Below are 18,118 nucleotides of genomic sequence, written 5' to 3'. Positions count from 1 at the left end.
TTGTTCATGGTGGATGGTTTGTTGTTTGCTGGTTTCCGACTTCGACAATCAGATTCTCAGCTAAAACCTCCACCGCCTTCAATCTCCCGCCTCAACTCCCCCGTACACCAGATCCGAGCATATCTCTCAACCATGTCCCCGCACACCTGTCAGCTATGTCTCCGGTCTATACACAGCCGGCAAAGAGAAGTAGGTGCCGCCCCGCACAGGGGCAACGCTAATAGACCACTAACAATTCAAGGAAAGGCCAACACCGCGGGAGTCCAGACACAGCATCAATTCGACGCCGACTCTGTTTGAGCCGCTGGCACACCTGCCGTCTTGGTAGCGTCAGCGCCATTCCCTCCATGCTGAATAGCATAAATCTCCCGATTCCGCGCAATCTCCGTCGCCGAAGGCGGATAGTCATTATTGCGCACCGGCACGAGCCCTTCAGCCTGAGCCTGCTTCAGCTGAGCAATGACCTCAGCGCGGGTCAATCCCGACGGATTAGATTGAGCAAAGGCAGTAGCCCCAAACGGCAGACTAAGAGCAGCAACAGCAATAGCGGTAAGCAATTTCATGATGTCTCTCCGATGAAGTGCAAAAAATGAGTGGCTTGAACCACGCTTCCCATTGTTGCCATTTCATCTGTCGGAGCACTGACCTTCGGATTACCGTTTTGTTATCTACGCACCGCGCGTAAATCAGAACAAAAAACCCAAACCCCAGATAACAGAACGGTAATCTAGCGGACCATCAGCGGTAAGCGCCCTACCCCCACACTCCTGACATACGAAGAAGCCCGCGCCCCGCGCCACCACGCGCATCAAAACCCGCGCGCCTCCCTCTGCCTCTTTTCAGGAAACCGCCATGTGGATCGTCAAGCTCGCGCTGCGCCGCCCATATACATTCGTGGTCCTCGCGGTGTTGATCTTTATCGTCGGCCCTCTTGCGATACTGCGCACGCCGACCGATATCTTTCCGAACATCGACATCCCGGTGGTCAGCATCGTCTGGACGTATAACGGCTTTTCCGCCCAGGATATGGCCAACCGCATCACCTCGAACTACGAGCGCGCGCTGACCTCCGACGTCGACGATATCGAGCATATCGAGTCGCAATCGCTGAACGGCGTCTCGGTGGTGAAGATCTTTTTCCACCCCGGCGCGGACATCAATCGCGCGATTGCCGAAGCGGCCTCCAATTCCGCGTCGATCCTGCGCGTGCTGCCGCCTGGCACGCTGCCGCCGAACATCATCACGTACAACGCGTCGACGGTGCCGATCCTGCAGCTCGGACTCTCCAGCGACACGCTGTCCGAACAGCAGCTCTACGACCTCGGCAACAGCCAGATCCGCACGCAACTGGCGACGGTGCAAGGCGCGGCGGTGCCGCTGCCGTTCGGTGGCAAGGTGCGGCAGATCATGGTCGATATCGACCCGCGCGCGCTGCAGGCCAAAGGCCTTTCCCCGCTCGACGTGGTCAACGCCGTCAATGCGCAGAACCTGATTCTCCCGGGCGGCACCGCCAAGATCGGCACGAAGGAATACAACGTGCAGATGAACGGCAGCACCGACACGGTGGCTGCGCTGAACGACCTGCCCATCAAGACGGTGGCCGGCGGTGTGGTGTATGTGCGCGACGTTGCCCATGTGCGTGACGGCTATGCGCCGCAAACCAATATCGTGCGCAGCAACGGCAAACGCGCCGCATTGCTCACCGTCGAGAAATCCGGCAGCACGTCCACCTTGACCATCATCCAGCAGGTCAAGGCGATGCTGCCGCATATCGCGGCCGGTTTGCCGAGCGCGCTGCATATCACCGCACTGTCCGATCAATCGGTGTTCGTGAAGTCGGCCGTGATGGGCGTGGCGCGTGAGGCAGTGATCGCCGCAGCCCTGACCGCATTGATGATCCTGCTGTTTCTCGGCAGCTGGCGCGCCACGCTGATCATCGCGGTGTCGATTCCGCTTGCCGTACTGACCTCACTGATCGCGCTTTCCGCGCTCGGCCAGACCATCAACATCATGACGCTCGGCGGGCTCGCGCTCGCGGTGGGTATTCTCGTCGACGATGCCACCGTCGCGATCGAAAACATCACGCACCATCTGGAGAACGGCGAGCCGCTGCACGACGCGATTCTGAACGGCTCGGGCGAAATTGCCGTGCCGACTTTCGTCTCGACACTGTCGATCTGCATCGTGTTCGTGCCGATGTTTCTGCTCTCCGGCGTTGCCCGCTATCTATTCGTGCCGCTCGCCGAAGCGGTGGTGTTCGCGATGATCGCGTCGTATTTCTTCTCGCGCACGCTGGTGCCGACCCTCGCGATGTATCTGATGCGTGCGCGCAGCAACGCGCCAGTCACGGGCAACGGCCCGATTGCGCGCCTGATCCGCTTCCAGGCCGCCTTCGAACATCGCTTCGAAAGGTTGCGCGAACGCTATCGCGGCGTGCTCGGTTCGGCTATTGCTAGCCCGCGCCGTTTCATCGCGATCTTTCTGCTGCTGTGTATCGGCTCGCTCGCGCTGGTGCCATTTTCCGGCCGGGATTTCTTCCCCGCTGTCGATACCGGCGAAATCCGCCTGCATCTGCGTGCACCGACCGGTACGCGTATCGAGGACACCGCGCGCATTACCGATGAAGTCGAAGCCCGTGTGCGCAGCATGATCCCGAAGCAGGAACTCGCAGCCATGCTCGACAACATCGGCGTGCCGGTGAGCGGCATCAACCTGACCTACGATTCATCCGACCCGATCGGCCCGGAAGACGCTGACGTGATGATCACGCTAGCAGCCGGACACAAACCCACCGCTGCCTATGTGGCGACGCTGCGCACGACGCTCTCCAAAGACTTCCCCGGCGTCACGTTTGCCTTCCTGCCCGCCGATATTGTCAGCCAGATTCTCAACTTCGGTTTGCCTGCGCCGATCGATATCCAGATCGTCGGCAACAAGCTCGACGCCAATCGCGTCGTGGCGAACCGCTTGCTCGCACAACTGCGCGGCGTGCGCGGCCTCGTCGATGCGCGCATCCAGCAACCGGGCGACGAACCCGCGATCAATGTGAATGTCGACCGTACGCGAGCGATTCAGGCCGGCCTGTTGCAACGGGACGTATCGCAAAACCTGCTGATCGCGCTCTCAGGCAGTTCCCAGACCACGCCGAATTTCTGGCTCGATCCGCGCAACGGCGTCAGCTATCCGCTCATGGCGATGATGCCGCAGTACGACATCAACTCGCTGCAGGCGCTGGCCAATATTCCGGTCGCGCAGAACGGTGGCGCAGGTGCGGGCGTGGCGACGGCGTCCGCTGCGGCAAACGGCAACGGCCCCGCTCCGCAGAACCTGCTCGGCGCGATAAGCACGCTGACACGCGCCTCCCAGCAAGCCGTCGTCTCGCACTACAACGTGCAGCCGGTGCTCGATATTTTCGCGTCGGCGCAAGGGCGCGACCTCGGCGGCGTGGCGACCGACGTGAACCGCCTCGTCGACCAGATCCGGCCGCAATTGCCGCCGGGCGCGTCGATCGTGGTGCGCGGCCAGGTGCAGGCGATGCACGACTCGTTCAGCGGCCTCGCAAGCGGTCTCGTGTTCGCGATCGCCCTCGTCTATCTGCTGATGGTCGTCAATTTTCAGTCGTGGCTCGATCCGTTCATCACCATCAGCGGTTTGCCGGGCTCGCTCGCGGGGATTGCATGGATGCTGTTCAGCACGGGCACGACCGTTAGCGTGCCGGCGCTGACCGGCACCATTCTGTGTATCGGCATTGCCACGGCCAACAGCATTCTTGTAATCAACACCGCACGTGAATTCCACCACGGCGGCAAGCCGCCGCTGCAGGCCGCGCTCGAGGCAGGCTTCAGCCGCTTCCGTCCGGTGCTGATGACCGCGCTCGCGATGCTGATCGGCATGCTGCCAATGGCCCTCGGCCTCGGCGACGGTGGCGAACAGAACGCGCCGCTCGGCCGCGCGGTGATTGGTGGCCTTGCGCTTGGCACGGTGTCCACCTTGCTGTTTGTTCCGGTCGTCTACGGGATGGTGCATGCGTGGCTCGACAAACGCCGCGCGGCTCGCACTGCCGCAGAAGAATCCCGCGTTCCCGCCCGCACACTTTGACTCCGACGAGAACTAGCTCATGAACAATCCATCACTTCCGCCGGACCTCGGCGACAGGTCTGAACCGGCTGTTGAGGCTGATCGAGCCGCCAACATGGCCTCAAGCCCGAAGCCGGGCCGTCGCGTGTGGCCGTTCGCATTGGCTGGCCTCGCAGCGGCGTTGCTGATCGTCGGTATCGTGCCGCGTCTGCACGCAAGCGCAGCGCTGACACAACAGACGCAAGCGCAAAGCGTCCTCAGCGTGTCCGTGGTCGCGCCACGCCCCGCGCCGGCCGTCAACGAGTTGCTGCTGCCCGGCGCGGTAACACCATTCGCCGAAGCATCGATCTATGCGCGCACGAGCGGCTATCTCGGGCACTGGAACACCGACATCGGTGCCCAGGTGAAAAGCGGCCAGACGCTCGCCACGATCGACGCGCCCGATCTCGACGCACAACTGCGCCAGGCCCGTGCCGACGAAGCCACCGCGCAGGCCAACTTCGACTTCGCGAAGACCACGGCGCAGCGCTGGCAGGAGATGCTGAAAACGCAATCGGTCGCGCAGCAGGACGCCGATACGAAAGTCAGCGACATGGAAGCGCGTCGCGCGATGCTGGCGTCGGCGCAGGCCAATGTCGCGCATCTCGCCGAGCTGGTGTCGTACGAGAAGATCACCGCACCGTTCGACGGCACGATCACCGCGCGCAACGTCGATGTCGGCGCACTCGTGACGGCGGGTGGCACGCCTGGCACGGCAGGTATGTCGGGCGAACTGTTTCACATCCAGCAAACCGGCGTGCTACGCGTGTTCGTCGACGTACCACAGAACGACGCGCCCTACGTCACGCCCGAGACCGGCGTTTATCTGACCGCGCAGCAATATCCCGGACGGCACATCGCCGCAAAGGTTGCGCGCACAACCGGCTCGATCGATCCGTCGAGCCGCACGCTGCGCGTCGAGGTCGACGTCGATAACAAGGATGGCGCGGTGATGCCAGGTGCTTATGTGCAGGTGCATCTGCAGTTGCAGTCGACCACACCGGCGCTCGATCTGCCGGTGAGCGCCCTGCTCTTCCGCCCCGACGGCGTGACGGTCGCCGTGGTCGACGGCAATGGCCGTGCGGCGCTCAAGACGGTGCACATCGGCCGCGACTTCGGCACGCAAGTGGAAATCACCACAGGCCTCGCGGCGACCGACCGCGTGATCGATAACCCAGGCGATTCGCTGAGTACCGGCCAGCTCGTGCAGATCGCGCCGGCCACGCATAGCTGAGCGCCAGTCATCGAAAGGACGAGCCGAATGTCTCCCATATCTCTTCCACGCCCGTTGTTCCGCCGTTCGATCGTGGCCACGCTGATCGGCGCACTGCTGAGCGCCTGCTCGACTTTGCCGCCGTACCAGCGCCCCACCGCAGATATCCCCGCACAGTACGCCGGCGCGGCGCCTGGCTGGACCCAGGCCGCACCTGCCGACGCCGCACCGCGGGGCCCCTGGTGGACGATCTTCAACGATCCGGTGCTGAACCAGCTCGAAGCGCGCGTCGACGTGTCGAATCAGACCGTGCGCAAGGCGGTCGCGCAGGTGCAGCAAGCGCGCTCGATGGTGGATTACCAGCGTGCCGGTTTCTTCCCGACCGTCACTGCCGGTGTCGCCCAGAATCGTTCGAGAACCTCGCAGAATCTCGTGGACCGTGCGCTGGCGGGCAAGACCATTCCCGACTATTCGGCCGGCGTATCGGCGAGCTGGGAGCCGGATCTGTTCGGCCGCGTGCGCGATAGCGTGACCAGCGCGAAGGCCGATGCTGAGGCGAGCGAAGCGGATCTCGAAGCCGTGCGTCTGTCGATGAGCGCCGATCTCGCCGTCGACTATTTCTCTCTGCGCTCGCTCGACACGCAAAAGAAGCTGCTCGACGACAGTGTGACCGCCTACGCCGCCGCCTTGAAGCTGCTGCAGCAGCAACTGAAAGACGGCGCGATCGATGCCTCAGCGGTCGCTCAGGCCACCACCCAACTCGAAGCAACGCGCACGCAGGACACCGACATCGATGTGACGCGCGCGCAGATGCAGCATGCGATTGCCACGCTGATCGGCGAGCCCGCCTCCACCTTCACGTTGCCACCGAACGGATCGGCTGCGACGCCGCCGGCCATTCCCATAGGCGTGCCGTCGCAACTGCTCGAACGACGCCCCGATATTGCCGCAGCCGAACGGCGCGTGGCGTCGGCGAATGCACAGATCGGCGAGGCGCACGCGGCCTTCTTCCCCGATCTGGTGCTGTCGGCAAGCGCTGGGTTGGAAAGCACCTTCTTCGCGCCATGGCTGAGCGCACCGAGTCTGTTCTGGTCGCTCGGATCGCAACTCGCCGGCACGCTGTTCGACGGCGGCCGGCGCACGGCCACTCTGCATGGCGCGACGGCGCAATACGACGGTACGGTCGCCGACTACCGGCAAACGGTGCTGGTTGCGTTCCAGCAGGTCGAGGACAATCTGTCCGCCTTGCATTCGCTCGCCGACGAAGCCGCCAGCCAGCAGCGCGCGACCACGGCCGCGGATCTGTCGCTGCGGCTCACGACAAACCGCTTCAACGCGGGTGCCGTCAGTTATCTCGACGTGGTGACCGCGCAGACTATCGCGCTGACGAACGAGCGCACCGCGGATCAGATTGCGGCGCGGCAGTTGGAATCGAGCGTACTGTTGTTAAAGGCGCTGGGTGGGACGTGGGATGGCCCTAAACCCGCCGGAACGTAAGCACGAACCGCGTGCTCTGCGCGTCGCTCTCCGCATGCACCGTGCCGCCGTGCAACTCCATGATTGTGCGGACGATGGCAAGCCCGAGCCCCGTCGAACCCGTGGACCCCTGCGACACACCGGACGACGGCAAGGCGCTGCGCGACGGATCGACGCGATAGAAACGGTCGAAAATCCGTTCGAGGTGCTCGGCGGCGATCGGCTGCCCCTGGTTCGACACGGTGATACGCACCGAATCGGCCGATGCGCGAACATCGAGCGCGATCTCGCCGCCGCGTGGCGTGTAGCGAATCGCGTTGGCGAGCAGATTGCTGACGGCGCGACGAAACAGTTCGAGATCCGCCGTCAGCGTCGCCGCACCGGTGACCTGCACCCTGACATTCGCATCGTCAGCGATGCCCTCGAAGTATTCGGCGATCCGCGTCAGTTCCTGCCCCGCCTCGAACGCGCGCATATGTTTGACGAACTGCGGATGCTCGGCGCGTGCAAGAAACAGCACGTTTTCGATCATTCGGGAGAGCCGGTCGCACTCTTCCAGATTCGATGCGAGCAGGGATTCATATTCGTCGGTGGAGCGTGGCCGGGCAAGTGCGACTTCGGCGGCGCCGCGCATGTTGCTAATCGGTGTGCGCATATCGTGTGCGAGGTCGGCCGTGAAACGCGACAGGCGCTGAAAGCCGTGATCGACGCGTTCGAGCATGGCATTGAGCGCGCTTACCAGTGCTTCAAGTTCGCTCGGCACGCGCGCCACCGTGACCCGCGTGTTCAGGCGATTGACCGTAACGAGGCCCGCACTCGCCGCGATATCGCGCAAGGGCCGCAAGGCGGCACGAATCAGCAGATAGCTCAGCAGCATCGTCAGAATCACGCCGGCTGCGCCTGCCAGGTTGAGCTTGTCGCGATAGCGGTCGAGTAGCCGCCAGCGGTCGCTCATGTTGCGCGCAATCAACACGGTCGCGGTGTCGCCGTCGTGCAGCCGCGCGTCCGCGAGGATGCCGCGGATCGGTGCACCGTTGCGGCCGGTCCAGTTGCCGATATCCACGTCGGTGATGCGCGCCGCAGCGGGAATGCGCGTGAGCGGCGGCAGCGCGGCGATCGTCTCGACGCCGCCAGCTTCAGCGGTCTCGCCGGGGTCGTGGATATCGCTTGCCGCGCCTCCTTCGCCCGTTTCGCTTGCCGCATTGGGTGCAACGGAAGCATCAGGCGCATTTGAAACTGCCGAGGCAGCCCCGGTCGCCGCGTCACCCTGCGGCGCAAACGTCTCCCCGGCGTTGTGTTCGATCGACATACGCCCATCGGGACCGAACACCTCCATCGACATCGCTTCATTGCCCAGCACGATGCTGATCAACCGGTCACCGTGCTCGCGAATCCCTTTCGGCGTAGCGAGCTCCTCGGCGAGCCGCCGTGCGTGGCGCGCCGCCAGCACGATGTCGAGGTCGTCCTGCGCCTGGATCTGCTTCCCCAGCGCAAGGTACAGAAAACTCCCGGCGAGCACGAAAACCGCGAGCGTGGTGACACCGAAGGCAAGTGTAAGCGTCGCGGCGAGCGAGCGGCGGCGCATCAAGCGGCGTCCTTCAATTCGAGCACATAGCCGACGCCGCGTACCGTGTGAATCAGCTTGACGGGAAAGTTATCGTCGATCTTGGTGCGCAGCCGGCGGATCGCGACTTCGACGACATTCGTGTCGCTGTCGAAATTCATGTCCCACACATAGGACGCGATCTGCGTGCGGCTCAGCACTTCGCCCTGGCGGCGCGCAAGCAACTGCAGCAGCGAAAACTCGCGCGGCGTGAGGTCGATACGCACGCCGCCGCGTTTCACGCGCCGGCGATTGACGTCCATTTCCAGATCGCCCACCTTGATCAGTTCGCTTTCGCGCGGCGGCCCCCGGCGCGCCAGCGTGCGCACCCGGGCCAGCAATTCGACGAAGGCGAAGGGCTTGACGAGGTAATCGTCTGCGCCGAGTTCGAGGCCGCGCACGCGGTCGTCGACGTCGTCACGGGCGGTGAGAAACAGCACCGGCGTGGTACGCGTGGTGCGCAAGGTCTTGACGACGGTCCAGCCGTCCATGCCGGGCAGCATCACGTCGAGCACGATCACGTCGTACTCTTCTTCCTGCGCGAGGAGCAGCCCTTGTGGGCCATCGTTCGCGACATCGACCGCGTAGCCGGATTCTTCCAGGCCTTTCTTCAGATAAGCCGCTGTTTTGAGCTCGTCCTCGATCACCAGGATTCGCATGGGAGTGCTCCGCTGTGCTTGACCCTAAATCATACCGGCAAGCGGAGCGTCTGGTGATTACGATTCGGTAATGTTGGCCGGGGACGGCAGCCGGCCATACCCGTTCGCACAACGGCAAATGGCCACTCCCGGCTCAAGCGCGCTACGTTCCTACTCGACGTTATCCGTCACATCCGTCATCCGGACCATATGCGGCTTGACGACATCGTCTTCCTCGCCCGCCGCCGTGGGCGGATGAATCAGCGCTTCGAGCCGCGCCTTCGTAGCAAGAAACTCTGGCGACGTGGCCTGCGAATAGTCGCGCGGACGTGGCACCGGCACTTCGATCAATTCCTGCACCTCGCCGGGATTTGCCTTCAGCACCAGGATGCGGTCGGCGAGAAAAATCGCTTCGTCCAGATCGTGCGTGATGAACAGCACGGTCACGTCGATGTTGCGCCAGATATCGAGCAAATGCGTCTGCATCTTCGCGCGAGTCTGCGCATCGAGCGCGCCGAACGGTTCGTCCATCAGCAGAATCCGCGGCCGGTTCGCGAGCGCGCGAGCAATCGCCACGCGCTGCTTCATCCCGCCGGACAATTGATGCGGATACGCGTTGGCGAACTTTGTCAGACCGACCAGATCGAGCCATTGCAGCGCATCGCGCTCGGCGTGCATGCTGCTGTGGCCGTTCATCTTCAAACCGAACATGACGTTCTTCTTGACTGTCAGCCACGGAAACAGCGTGTAGCCCTGAAACACCATGCCGCGATCGGCGCCGGGCCCCTCCACCGGCTTGCCGTCGAGCAGCACGCTGCCGCTCGTCTGCCGCTCGAGGCCCGCAAGAATGCGGATCAGGGTCGACTTGCCGCAGCCCGACGGCCCGATCACGCAGACGAACTCGCGCCGGTGCGTTTTGAAGCTGATGCCGTTCAATGCGGTGCACTCGCCCTGCGCGCTCTCGAAGCGCTTGTCGAGATCGCGAACTTCGAGGATCACCTCGCGCGACTTCAGACGGTCGAAACGCTCACGCACCGCTTCGGACTGGATAAGGTATGACGGAATCGGTTGCGGATTTAACATGATTGAATCCTTGAATGCGGTGCAATGAGGTGCTGTGCGCTGCGATGTATGACACCAGGCCGTGGCTCGATCGGTCCTGCTACGCCTTGAGCGTGCGGTCCCACGGAAACAGCTTGCGGCCGACATAGGCCAGCACGAGATCGGTGCCGAGTCCGATAATCCCGATCATCATGATGGCCGCGTAGACGTTGTCGAAATGCTCATAGCGCGCCTGTTGCGTGATGTACCACGTGATACCGGAGCTGGTGCCGACCAGTTCCGCCACGATCAGATACGTCCACGCCCAGCCGAGCAGAATGCGCTGATCCCGGTACAGGTCAGGCAGGATGCCGGGAATCACCACATGCGTGAGCAGCTTGAGTTTCTTCGTACCGAGCGTCATCGCCGCTTCGAACAGGCCGTACTCCAGCTTGCGCGTGGTGTTCGCCACAATCAGCACCTGCTGGAACAGCGTGCCGATCACGATGATGGCAATCTTCGGACCGTCGTAAATGCCGAGGATCGCCACCATCAGCGCACCGAACGCGGGCGCCGGCAAGTAGCGGAAGAACTCGAAAAACGGCTCCTGCAGCCGCGCAATCGCGCTGTAAGTCCCGCAGACGATGCCGATTGGCACGCCGATCACCGACGACAGCAGAAAGCCCCAGAAGATCACCTGAATGCTGTGCCACAGGCTTTGATGCAGCCATACGCCGTCGCGCGACGCAGGGGGCGTCGTGAACGCGGTGTAGAACGCACGCAGCACTTCGTGGGGCGCGGGCAGGTAGACCGGGTTGACCGGCTCGCCCGTCGGCAATGCCGTGTGGCCGGCTTGCGCATGGCTCAGTTCGTCGGCGAACACGTCCTTGTCGACGCGCATGCCGGGCTGGAAATAGTCGACGCTGCCCGGGCTCTCGACCAGCACCTGCGGATGCCAGACGAACGGCACGTAGCTGACGATGCACCATACGAGAACCGGCAACAAAAACGAGCCGAAGCCCAATAGCCACTTGCCGCGTGCGGAGAGTTCGCGGCGCACCGCGAACCAGTCGCTTCTGTTAATTACGGTCATGGGATTCTCCGGGGCAGCGTTCGGTGTCGGAACTCGATCCGCCTGACTTGCAGCGCGACTGCAGCGCCACAAGCAACATCGATTTGAACAGTTCGTCGGCTTGCTTCATTTGCACGTTGCCTCCTCGGTGGTCCCGGCCGCCACGTCGGCACGCAGCACCATCAAGCGCTGACCCGCAACAACTGCCACGCCGGCCGCACAATCGATCGTTTCGATCACACCGTCTTCGGTGACGGCAACGGACACTTCCATCTTCATCGATTCGACGATTGCCACTACCTGCCCTTCGCTCACGCGTTCGCCTTCGCTGACGAGCAGTTTCCAGACGCTGCCCGAGACATCGGCGACGATGCTCTGCTGACCGGCCGCCAATGCGTCGTCCGCCCCGTTGCCGGTAGCCGAACCCGCGTCGCTGCCCTGCTCGCCGACATACTCGGCGTGCCCCGCTGCGTTCCAGCGTTCGCGCTCTTCGTCGAACGCCGCCTGTTGCAGGCGTTTGAAGGCGGAGATCGATTCGGCTTCATCCTTCAAGAAGCGGTTGTACGCGCCGAGGTCGAACACCGATTCCTCGATCTCCAGACTCGCGCGACCTGCGATGAAGTCGGCGCGCAGCTCGGCCAACTCGGCCTCGCTGACTTCGTAGAAGCGGATCTCGTCGAAAAACCGCAGCAGCCACGGCTTGCCGGCTTCGAATTCGCGCGTGGTGCGATAGCGGTTCCACATCTGCACGGTGCGGCCGACAAACTGATAGCCGCCCGGCCCTTCCATGCCATACACGCACAGATAGGCGCCGCCGATTCCCACCGCATTCTCCGGCGTCCAGGTGCGCGCCGGGTTGTATTTGGTCGTGACGAGCCGGTGGCGCGGATCGAGCGGCGTCGCCACCGGCGCGCCGAGATAGACGTCGCCGAGACCCATCACCAGGTAACGCGCGTCGAAGACGATGCGCTTCACGTCGTCGATGCTATCCAGACCGTTGATGCGGCGAATGAACTCGATATTGCTCGGGCACCACGGCGCATCGGGCCGCACCGACTGCATGTAGCGTTCGATCGCGATCCGCGTCGACGGGTCGTCCCATGACAGCGGCAGATGCACGATGCGGTTCGGCACGCGCATCTCGTCGACGGCGGGCAGTTCGCGCTCGGCCTGCTGAAGATGCGCGAGCAAGGTGTCGTGCGACAGCGTGCGCGGGTCGAAATGCACCTGCAGCGAACGGATGCCCGGCGTGAGATCGACGATGCCGGGCAGCCGGTGTGCATCGAGCCAGTTCATCAACGCATGCACGCGAAAGCGCAAGTTCAGGTCCAGCATAAGCGGGCCGTATTCGACCAGCACGTTCTGATCGCCGGAGCGGCGGTAGACCACGCCCGTGCCCTCACCGGCCGATGGATCGCTGTAGAGAATGCAATCGTGAGCGTTGAGGTTTGTCGTTGCTGCGGTTGCTGTAGGTGCCGCAGACGCCATCGACAGCGCTTGCGCGCGTACCGGTTCGAACCGCACCGCATCCCCCGGCCGCAGTTGCCCGAGCTTCCATAGCTCGTCGCCCACCACGGTTACTGGACAGACGAAACCGCCGAGGCTCGGACCGTCCGGGCCGAGAATCACCGGCATGTCGCCGGTGAAATCGACCGCGCCGACCGCATACGCGTTGTCGTGAATATTCGACGGATGCAGCCCGGCCTCGCCGCCGTCCGTGCGCGCCCATTGCGGCTTCGGGCCGATCAGCCGGACGCCTGTGCGGCTTGAGTTGTAGTGAACCGTCCAGCGCGTGCCGTACAGCATCGCGATGTCGTCGGGCGTGAAGAAGTCCGGTGCACCGTGGGGACCGTCGAGCACGCCGAGGGTCCAGTCGTGCGTCAGCGCCGGCACGCGCGCCGGATCGAGTTGCGCGCCCGCTTCGCCGCGACCTGCGTCGGCGGCAAGATGCAGCACGTCGCCCTTGCGCAAGGCGCGCCCCGCGTGGCCGCCGAATTGGCCCAGCGTGAAGGTGGCCTTGCTGCCGAGATAATCCGGCACCTGCAAGCCGCCCTTGAGCGCGAGACAGGCACGCATGCCCGCGCCGGTCACGCCGCCGAGCTTGAGCACCGAACCCGCCGGTGCCCGCGTGACCTGCCAGAGCGTGACCGGTTGGCCGTCGAGTGTGGCGGCGAGCGGCGCGCCGCCCAGCACGAACAGCGTCGCGGTGTTGAAGCGCAGTGTCGCGCCGACCATCGCGCATTCGAGTCCCGCCGCGTCGGCCGGATTGCCGAGCAGTTCGTTGGCAAGGCGGAACGACAGATCGTCCATGGGGCCCGACGGTGGCACGCCGATGTCCCAGTAGCCAACCCGTCCCGGCGTCTGCTGCACGGTGGTCTGCACGCCGCCGTCGAGCACGTCGATAGTGTGCGGCGCGAACACGAAGCGCGTGAGGAAGGCGGTGGTTTGCTCGCCGCGCGCGAAGGTCGCCGAACCGGCGATGGCGCGCAGATAGTCGAGGTTCGTCTCGATGCCGTACAACTGGGTTTGCGCCAACGCGGCGCGCATGGCGGCGAGCGCGGCATCGCGTGTTGCGCCCTTGACGATGATCTTCGCGAGCAGCGGGTCGTAAAACGCGCTGACTTCGGTGCCTGCATCGACCCAGGTGTCGACCCGCGCATCGGCGGAGAAAGCGACGTGGGTCAGCACGCCCGCGCTCGGCTGAAACTGCTTGTGCGGATCTTCAGCGTACAAGCGGACCTGGATGCTCGCCCCGCTGGGCGTCGCAACCAGCGTGTCGAGCGGCGCAAGTGCGCCCCCTGCCTGACGAATCATCCACTCGACCAGGTCGACACCCGTCACCTCCTCCGTAACGCAATGCTCGACCTGCAGCCGCGTGTTCACCTCGAGGAAATAGAAGCGCCGCGTGTCGGCGTCGAATACGAACTCGACCGTGCCGGCTGATTCATACTTCACAGCCTGCGCGAGGCGCACGGCACTCGCATGCAACGCCGCGCGTTCCGCTTGTGTCAGACCGGGTGCGGGCGTTTCCTCGATCACCTTCTGATTGCGCCGCTGCACCGAGCAGTCGCGTTCGCCGAGCGCGATCACGCCGCCCCGGCCGTCGCCAAAAATCTGCACTTCGATATGGCGCGCGTTCTCGACGAATTTCTCGATGTAGACACCCGCGTTCGCGAAGTTGGCCTCGCCAAGCCGGGCGACCGATGCGAACACGCTCTCCAGTTGTGCCGCATCGCGGCACAGCGACATGCCGATGCCGCCGCCGCCCGCGGTGCTTTTCAGCATCACGGGATAGCCGATCGATTCGGCCTCGCTTAGCGCGGCAGTTACATCAGGCAGTAGGCCGGTGCCGGGTAGTAGCGCCACGTCGTTTGCTCGTGCCAGCTCGCGTGCCGTGTGCTTCAGGCCGAATTCACGCATCTGCGCGGGGCGCGGCCCGATGAAACGGATGCCCGCGTCTTCGCATGCCTGCGCGAAAGCCGCGTTCTCCGAGAGAAAACCGTAGCCGGGATGCACGGCATTCGCGCCGGTCGCACGCGCCGCCTCGAGAATTGCTGCGCTATTCAGATAGCTGGCGGCCGCCACCGCCGGGCCGATGCAGATCGATTCGTCAGCGAGCATCACGTGCATGGCGTGGCGATCGGCCTCTGAATAGACCGCAACCGACGCAATGCCGAGGCGTTTGAGCGTGCGAATCACACGGCAGGCAATTTCGCCGCGATTGGCAATCAGGACTTTGTCGAATGTCATTGGCTGTCCCAGATGGTCAGCCGCACGGGCGTCGGGTTATAGCCGTTGCACGGATTGTTCAACTGCGGACAGTTCGAGATCAGTACCGTCACGTCCATCTCGGCGCGCATTTCGACGTATTTACCCGGGGCGGAGATGCCGTCTTCGAAGGTCAGTTTGCCGAGTGGTGTCACCGGCACATTCATGAAAAAGTTGATATTGCTGACGATGTCGCGTTTGGTGAGCTGCGTGCCAACGCCGCAGGTGCAATGCGTAATGGCATGCAGGAAACTGTCCCGGCAGCTATGCATATAGCGCTTGTCGAGCGCGTAACGCACTGTGTTGCTCTCGGCGGCGCAGGCTCCGCCGAGCGTGTCGTGGCGCCCGCAGGTGTCCGCGACGATGGTCAGCATCGGCTTGCCTAAGTTCGACATCAGCACGCTGCCTGCGGACAGATAGAGATTGCGTTGCGCGCGAATCGTGTCCTGCGCGCTGTAGCGTTCGAGCGGATCGGCGCTGTTGTAGAACAGCGTGTCGACGGCCTGATTGCCTTCCAGGTCGAGAATGCGGAACAACTGGCCGCGTTTGATTTCATGCAGCCACGGCTGGCCGGACGGCAGTGTGAGATCGTAGACCGCGTTACGGATGTCGAGTTTGCTTTCGATGATAGGCATCGCGGGTCTCCTTAAACGAACAGACGATCGGTGTTGACGAAGCCGCGCCCGTTCTCAGGGCACGCGGCGCGGCAAGGATCGTCGGCCGGTACGGAGGCATCGGCGGCATACGCGCGGTACGCGATCAGCTTGACGGGCCTCGGTTCGTATTCGGAGGAAGGGTTCAGCGGATGCGGTGCGCTCGAAAACGCGGCGAGCGTGTCCATTTCGAAACGCAGATCGAAGGCCGCGCCGACAGGGGAATGTCCCGCGACGAAGTCGAGCGAGCCATCCTCACCGATCGCGAGCTTGCTGAAAAAGTTGATATTGGCGACGAGATCGCGCGTACCCAGACCGTGTTTCGCCAGCTCAAGCAACAGGCTGTCGCGGCCGTTGCGGACCATCGCATTGCGATGTTGCTGATAGCGGGCTGTGCCGTATTTGTCGGCGAACAGTTCGGCGTCGCCTAGGCCGCCTAGCGGATCGTGCCAGCCGAGCGTATCGGCGGTGATCGACGCCATGACGCGGCCCATATCCGAATAGAGCACGTGACCGCGTGTCAGATGCGCGGTGTGTTGTGCCTTCAAGGTATCGGCCATGTTGTAGCGTTCGAGCGGTTCGTCGTGCCGGTAGAACACGGCGGCCAGATTGGCGCCGCCCTCGGGATCGACGATGCGCAGCGCCATGCCACGGCGCAGCACGCCGGACCAATGCGTGCCGGCAGGAATCACTGTTTCCCACAACACATGCGGGATCGGTGCGAGATCGACTGAGGTTTGCGTCGACATGGAGGCTCCAGGTATCGGTTGGGAAAAAGCATGAGAGGGCGATTGACCGACATCGCGACCTCCCGGGCTTTTATCCCTCCGTGGAGCCTCGCCGGCGCCTTGAAAGAAGGTGAACGGCAAGACCGGATTGCTCTCGGACCAGACATCGTGTGCGCGCTTTGAAGCCTTCTGGAAGCCTTTAAAGCGGTACGACCGGAACCCTAGCGATCCTGAAGATGATGCAAATTACTTCGCACCTCTCGCTGCGTAGCTAAGCGAGTTGCGTGCCAGCGTGATGTTGCTGAGGCCGCAGGCGCATTGTGGCAAGGGATTGAATGGTATCGGCGGCACAATGCGGCAAGCAGAGGTTCATTGGCTTGATGGCGCACGCACCACGGCTGAGGGCAAACCGGCACCAGTTGAATGCGCGAAGCACCATGATTGGGCCGCGCGATTACGTTTATCACGGGGTGTAGGGGCTCTGCACGATGGCACGGTGTGTGCGTGATAAGGCGTCACACACTTCACCGCCCTCATCCGACCATGCTCACGCTTGCCACGCTTCGCCGCACGCTCTACACGCTCATGTCGGCTCGTTTCATCGAACTGCAAAAGCAACGGCGCCGCTCGTAGACTAGGCTGCGCGTTGGTTGAGAACCTGTGTCTTGCAAGCACGTTCCGGCCAGATAACCAGCACTAAACGCGCTTCCGGGGCGGCCACACACACGGCCTCAATGAGTGCCATCAGTCAGGCAACATCCTGCTCAGTACCCGCATAACGAGCCTGCTGCCCAAAGCTCGCCAACCCCTTCGACCCCTCCGGCAACACCAACTCACCGCGTTCGAGACGCTGCTTCAAATAGGTAAAGCTCTGCGCCGTCTGCGCGAACAGATGATCTCCCGCCGAAACCGGCGGGTATTTCGCCAGCGCCTCGGGTGTTGCAAACTGCGGCAGTGGTAGGACCACGGTGTGGTAATCGCAGGCAAAGAAGAGCGGAAACGAGTAGCGCTCTTCCCTCACCTTGCGCACGCGATGTGACGTCGCCACATACGTGCCGCCCGTCCATACCTCCAGCATGTCGCCGATGTTCACGACAAACGCGTTGTCGACCGGCGGCGCGTCGATCCACTCACCCTCGCCGTTCATCACTTCGAGGCCAGGGGCCGTCGGCAGCAGGATCGTGAAGCACTCATAGTCAGTATGCGCACCGATGCCCGGCCGGTCTTCCGCGGACGGGTCGAAGGGATAGTGAAGCAGGCGCAGTTGGCTCGGGGGCTTCTGCAAATAGCTGTCGAAATGCGTCTCCGGCAAGCCGAGTGCAAGCGAGAAGCCACGGAACAACGCGCGGCCGAGCGCGAACGCCGCCTCGTAATAGCCGCCGATCGCTTCACGAAAGCCTGGCTGCTCGGGCCACAAATTCGGCCCGAGCATCGGCGTGCCGGCCCGGACATCCGGGTCGTCAGGCGGCAGTTCCCGGCCCGTGTCGAAACCTTCCTTCCTGTCGCGCTTGCCGCCTGCGAAAACCTCTTCGCCTTCGGGTACATAGCCACGATGCGCAGTCGATTTGCCAATGTAATAGCGCATCTTCCAGTCGTCGGGGGCGGCGAAGAACTGCTTGGCCTGTTCTATGAGCGCAGCTTGCTGTGCACGCGAGACCTGATGACCAGTGACGTAGAAAAAACCCGCGTCACGCGCCGCGCGGTCGAGTTCGCGGGCGGCTGCAAGACGCTGGTCGGGATCATCGCTAAAAAGGCCGCTGACGTCGACGATGGGCAGACGGTCGAAACGCGTGTGGGATTGGCTCATGAG

12 protein-coding genes and 1 riboswitch are annotated in these 18,118 nt (G+C 63.3%); of the genes, 3 read left to right on the top strand and 9 right to left on the bottom strand.

What is annotated here, in order from left to right; genetic code table 11:
- Positions 1-275: 275 nt before the first annotated feature.
- Entirely contained in the window at positions 276-563 is a 288-nt protein-coding gene (locus FSO04_RS33865) for a DUF4148 domain-containing protein (protein ID WP_154565911.1), read from the bottom strand.
- 289 nt (positions 564-852) lie between these two features.
- Between FSO04_RS33865 and FSO04_RS33860 the strand changes: the two genes are divergently transcribed.
- Genes FSO04_RS33860 through FSO04_RS33850 form a run of 3 tightly spaced genes read left to right on the top strand, consistent with a single transcriptional unit; the run spans position 853 to position 6,826 of the window.
- Positions 853-4,098, top strand: a complete 3,246-nt coding sequence (locus FSO04_RS33860) for an efflux RND transporter permease subunit (RefSeq protein ID WP_154565910.1) — start codon at positions 853-855, stop codon at positions 4,096-4,098.
- 19 nt (positions 4,099-4,117) lie between these two features.
- Positions 4,118-5,350: an efflux RND transporter periplasmic adaptor subunit gene (locus tag FSO04_RS33855; RefSeq protein WP_154565909.1), complete on the top strand. Its 1,233-nt coding sequence runs from the start codon at positions 4,118-4,120 to the stop codon at positions 5,348-5,350.
- Positions 5,351-5,377: 27 nt separating this feature from the next.
- On the top strand, positions 5,378-6,826 hold the full coding sequence (locus tag FSO04_RS33850; RefSeq protein WP_154565908.1) for an efflux transporter outer membrane subunit: 1,449 nt from the start codon (positions 5,378-5,380) through the stop codon (positions 6,824-6,826).
- Here the strand turns inward: FSO04_RS33850 and FSO04_RS33845 are convergent.
- From FSO04_RS33845 to FSO04_RS33810, 8 genes are all read right to left on the bottom strand, one after another.
- Positions 6,807-8,390, bottom strand: coding sequence for a heavy metal sensor histidine kinase (locus tag FSO04_RS33845; protein ID WP_154565907.1), 1,584 nt, complete (start codon positions 8,388-8,390; stop codon positions 6,807-6,809). The two genes, FSO04_RS33850 and FSO04_RS33845, sit on opposite strands and share 20 nt — an antisense overlap.
- Entirely contained in the window at positions 8,390-9,067 is a 678-nt protein-coding gene (locus tag FSO04_RS33840) for a heavy metal response regulator transcription factor (RefSeq protein WP_154565906.1), read from the bottom strand. Before FSO04_RS33840 ends, FSO04_RS33845 begins: the two co-directional genes overlap by 1 nt.
- 150 nt (positions 9,068-9,217) lie before the next feature.
- Positions 9,218-10,129 (bottom strand): ABC transporter ATP-binding protein, encoded by a 912-nt coding sequence (locus FSO04_RS33835; protein ID WP_154565905.1) that lies wholly within the window; start codon positions 10,127-10,129, stop codon positions 9,218-9,220.
- A gap of 79 nt (positions 10,130-10,208) precedes the next feature.
- Positions 10,209-11,180: an ABC transporter permease gene (locus FSO04_RS33830; protein ID WP_154565904.1), complete on the bottom strand. Its 972-nt coding sequence runs from the start codon at positions 11,178-11,180 to the stop codon at positions 10,209-10,211.
- A gap of 105 nt (positions 11,181-11,285) precedes the next feature.
- The gene (gene uca / locus FSO04_RS33825; RefSeq protein ID WP_154565903.1) at positions 11,286-14,909 is read right to left on the bottom strand and encodes an urea carboxylase; all 3,624 of its coding nucleotides are present in this window, start codon (positions 14,907-14,909) and stop codon (positions 11,286-11,288) included.
- Positions 14,906-15,562 carry an urea amidolyase associated protein UAAP2 gene (locus FSO04_RS33820; RefSeq protein ID WP_154565902.1) on the bottom strand — a complete coding sequence of 219 codons (657 nt, stop codon included), beginning with the start codon at positions 15,560-15,562 and terminating at the stop codon, positions 14,906-14,908. Before FSO04_RS33820 ends, uca begins: the two co-directional genes overlap by 4 nt.
- A gap of 11 nt (positions 15,563-15,573) precedes the next feature.
- Entirely contained in the window at positions 15,574-16,329 is a 756-nt protein-coding gene (locus FSO04_RS33815; RefSeq protein ID WP_154565901.1) for an urea amidolyase associated protein UAAP1, read from the bottom strand.
- A 57-nt stretch (positions 16,330-16,386) separates the two neighbouring features.
- A riboswitch (guanidine-I (ykkC/yxkD leader) is annotated at positions 16,387-16,544 on the bottom strand.
- A gap of 512 nt (positions 16,545-17,056) precedes the next feature.
- Positions 17,057-18,115, bottom strand: a complete 1,059-nt coding sequence (locus FSO04_RS33810) for an isopenicillin N synthase family dioxygenase (RefSeq protein WP_154565900.1) — start codon at positions 18,113-18,115, stop codon at positions 17,057-17,059.
- Between the last annotated feature and the right edge of the window lie 3 nt (positions 18,116-18,118).

It is taken from the genome of Paraburkholderia madseniana, assembly GCF_009690905.1.
GTDB classification, from domain to species: Bacteria; Pseudomonadota; Gammaproteobacteria; order Burkholderiales; family Burkholderiaceae; genus Paraburkholderia; species Paraburkholderia madseniana.
This window is presented reverse-complemented; position numbering and strand designations above follow the sequence as displayed.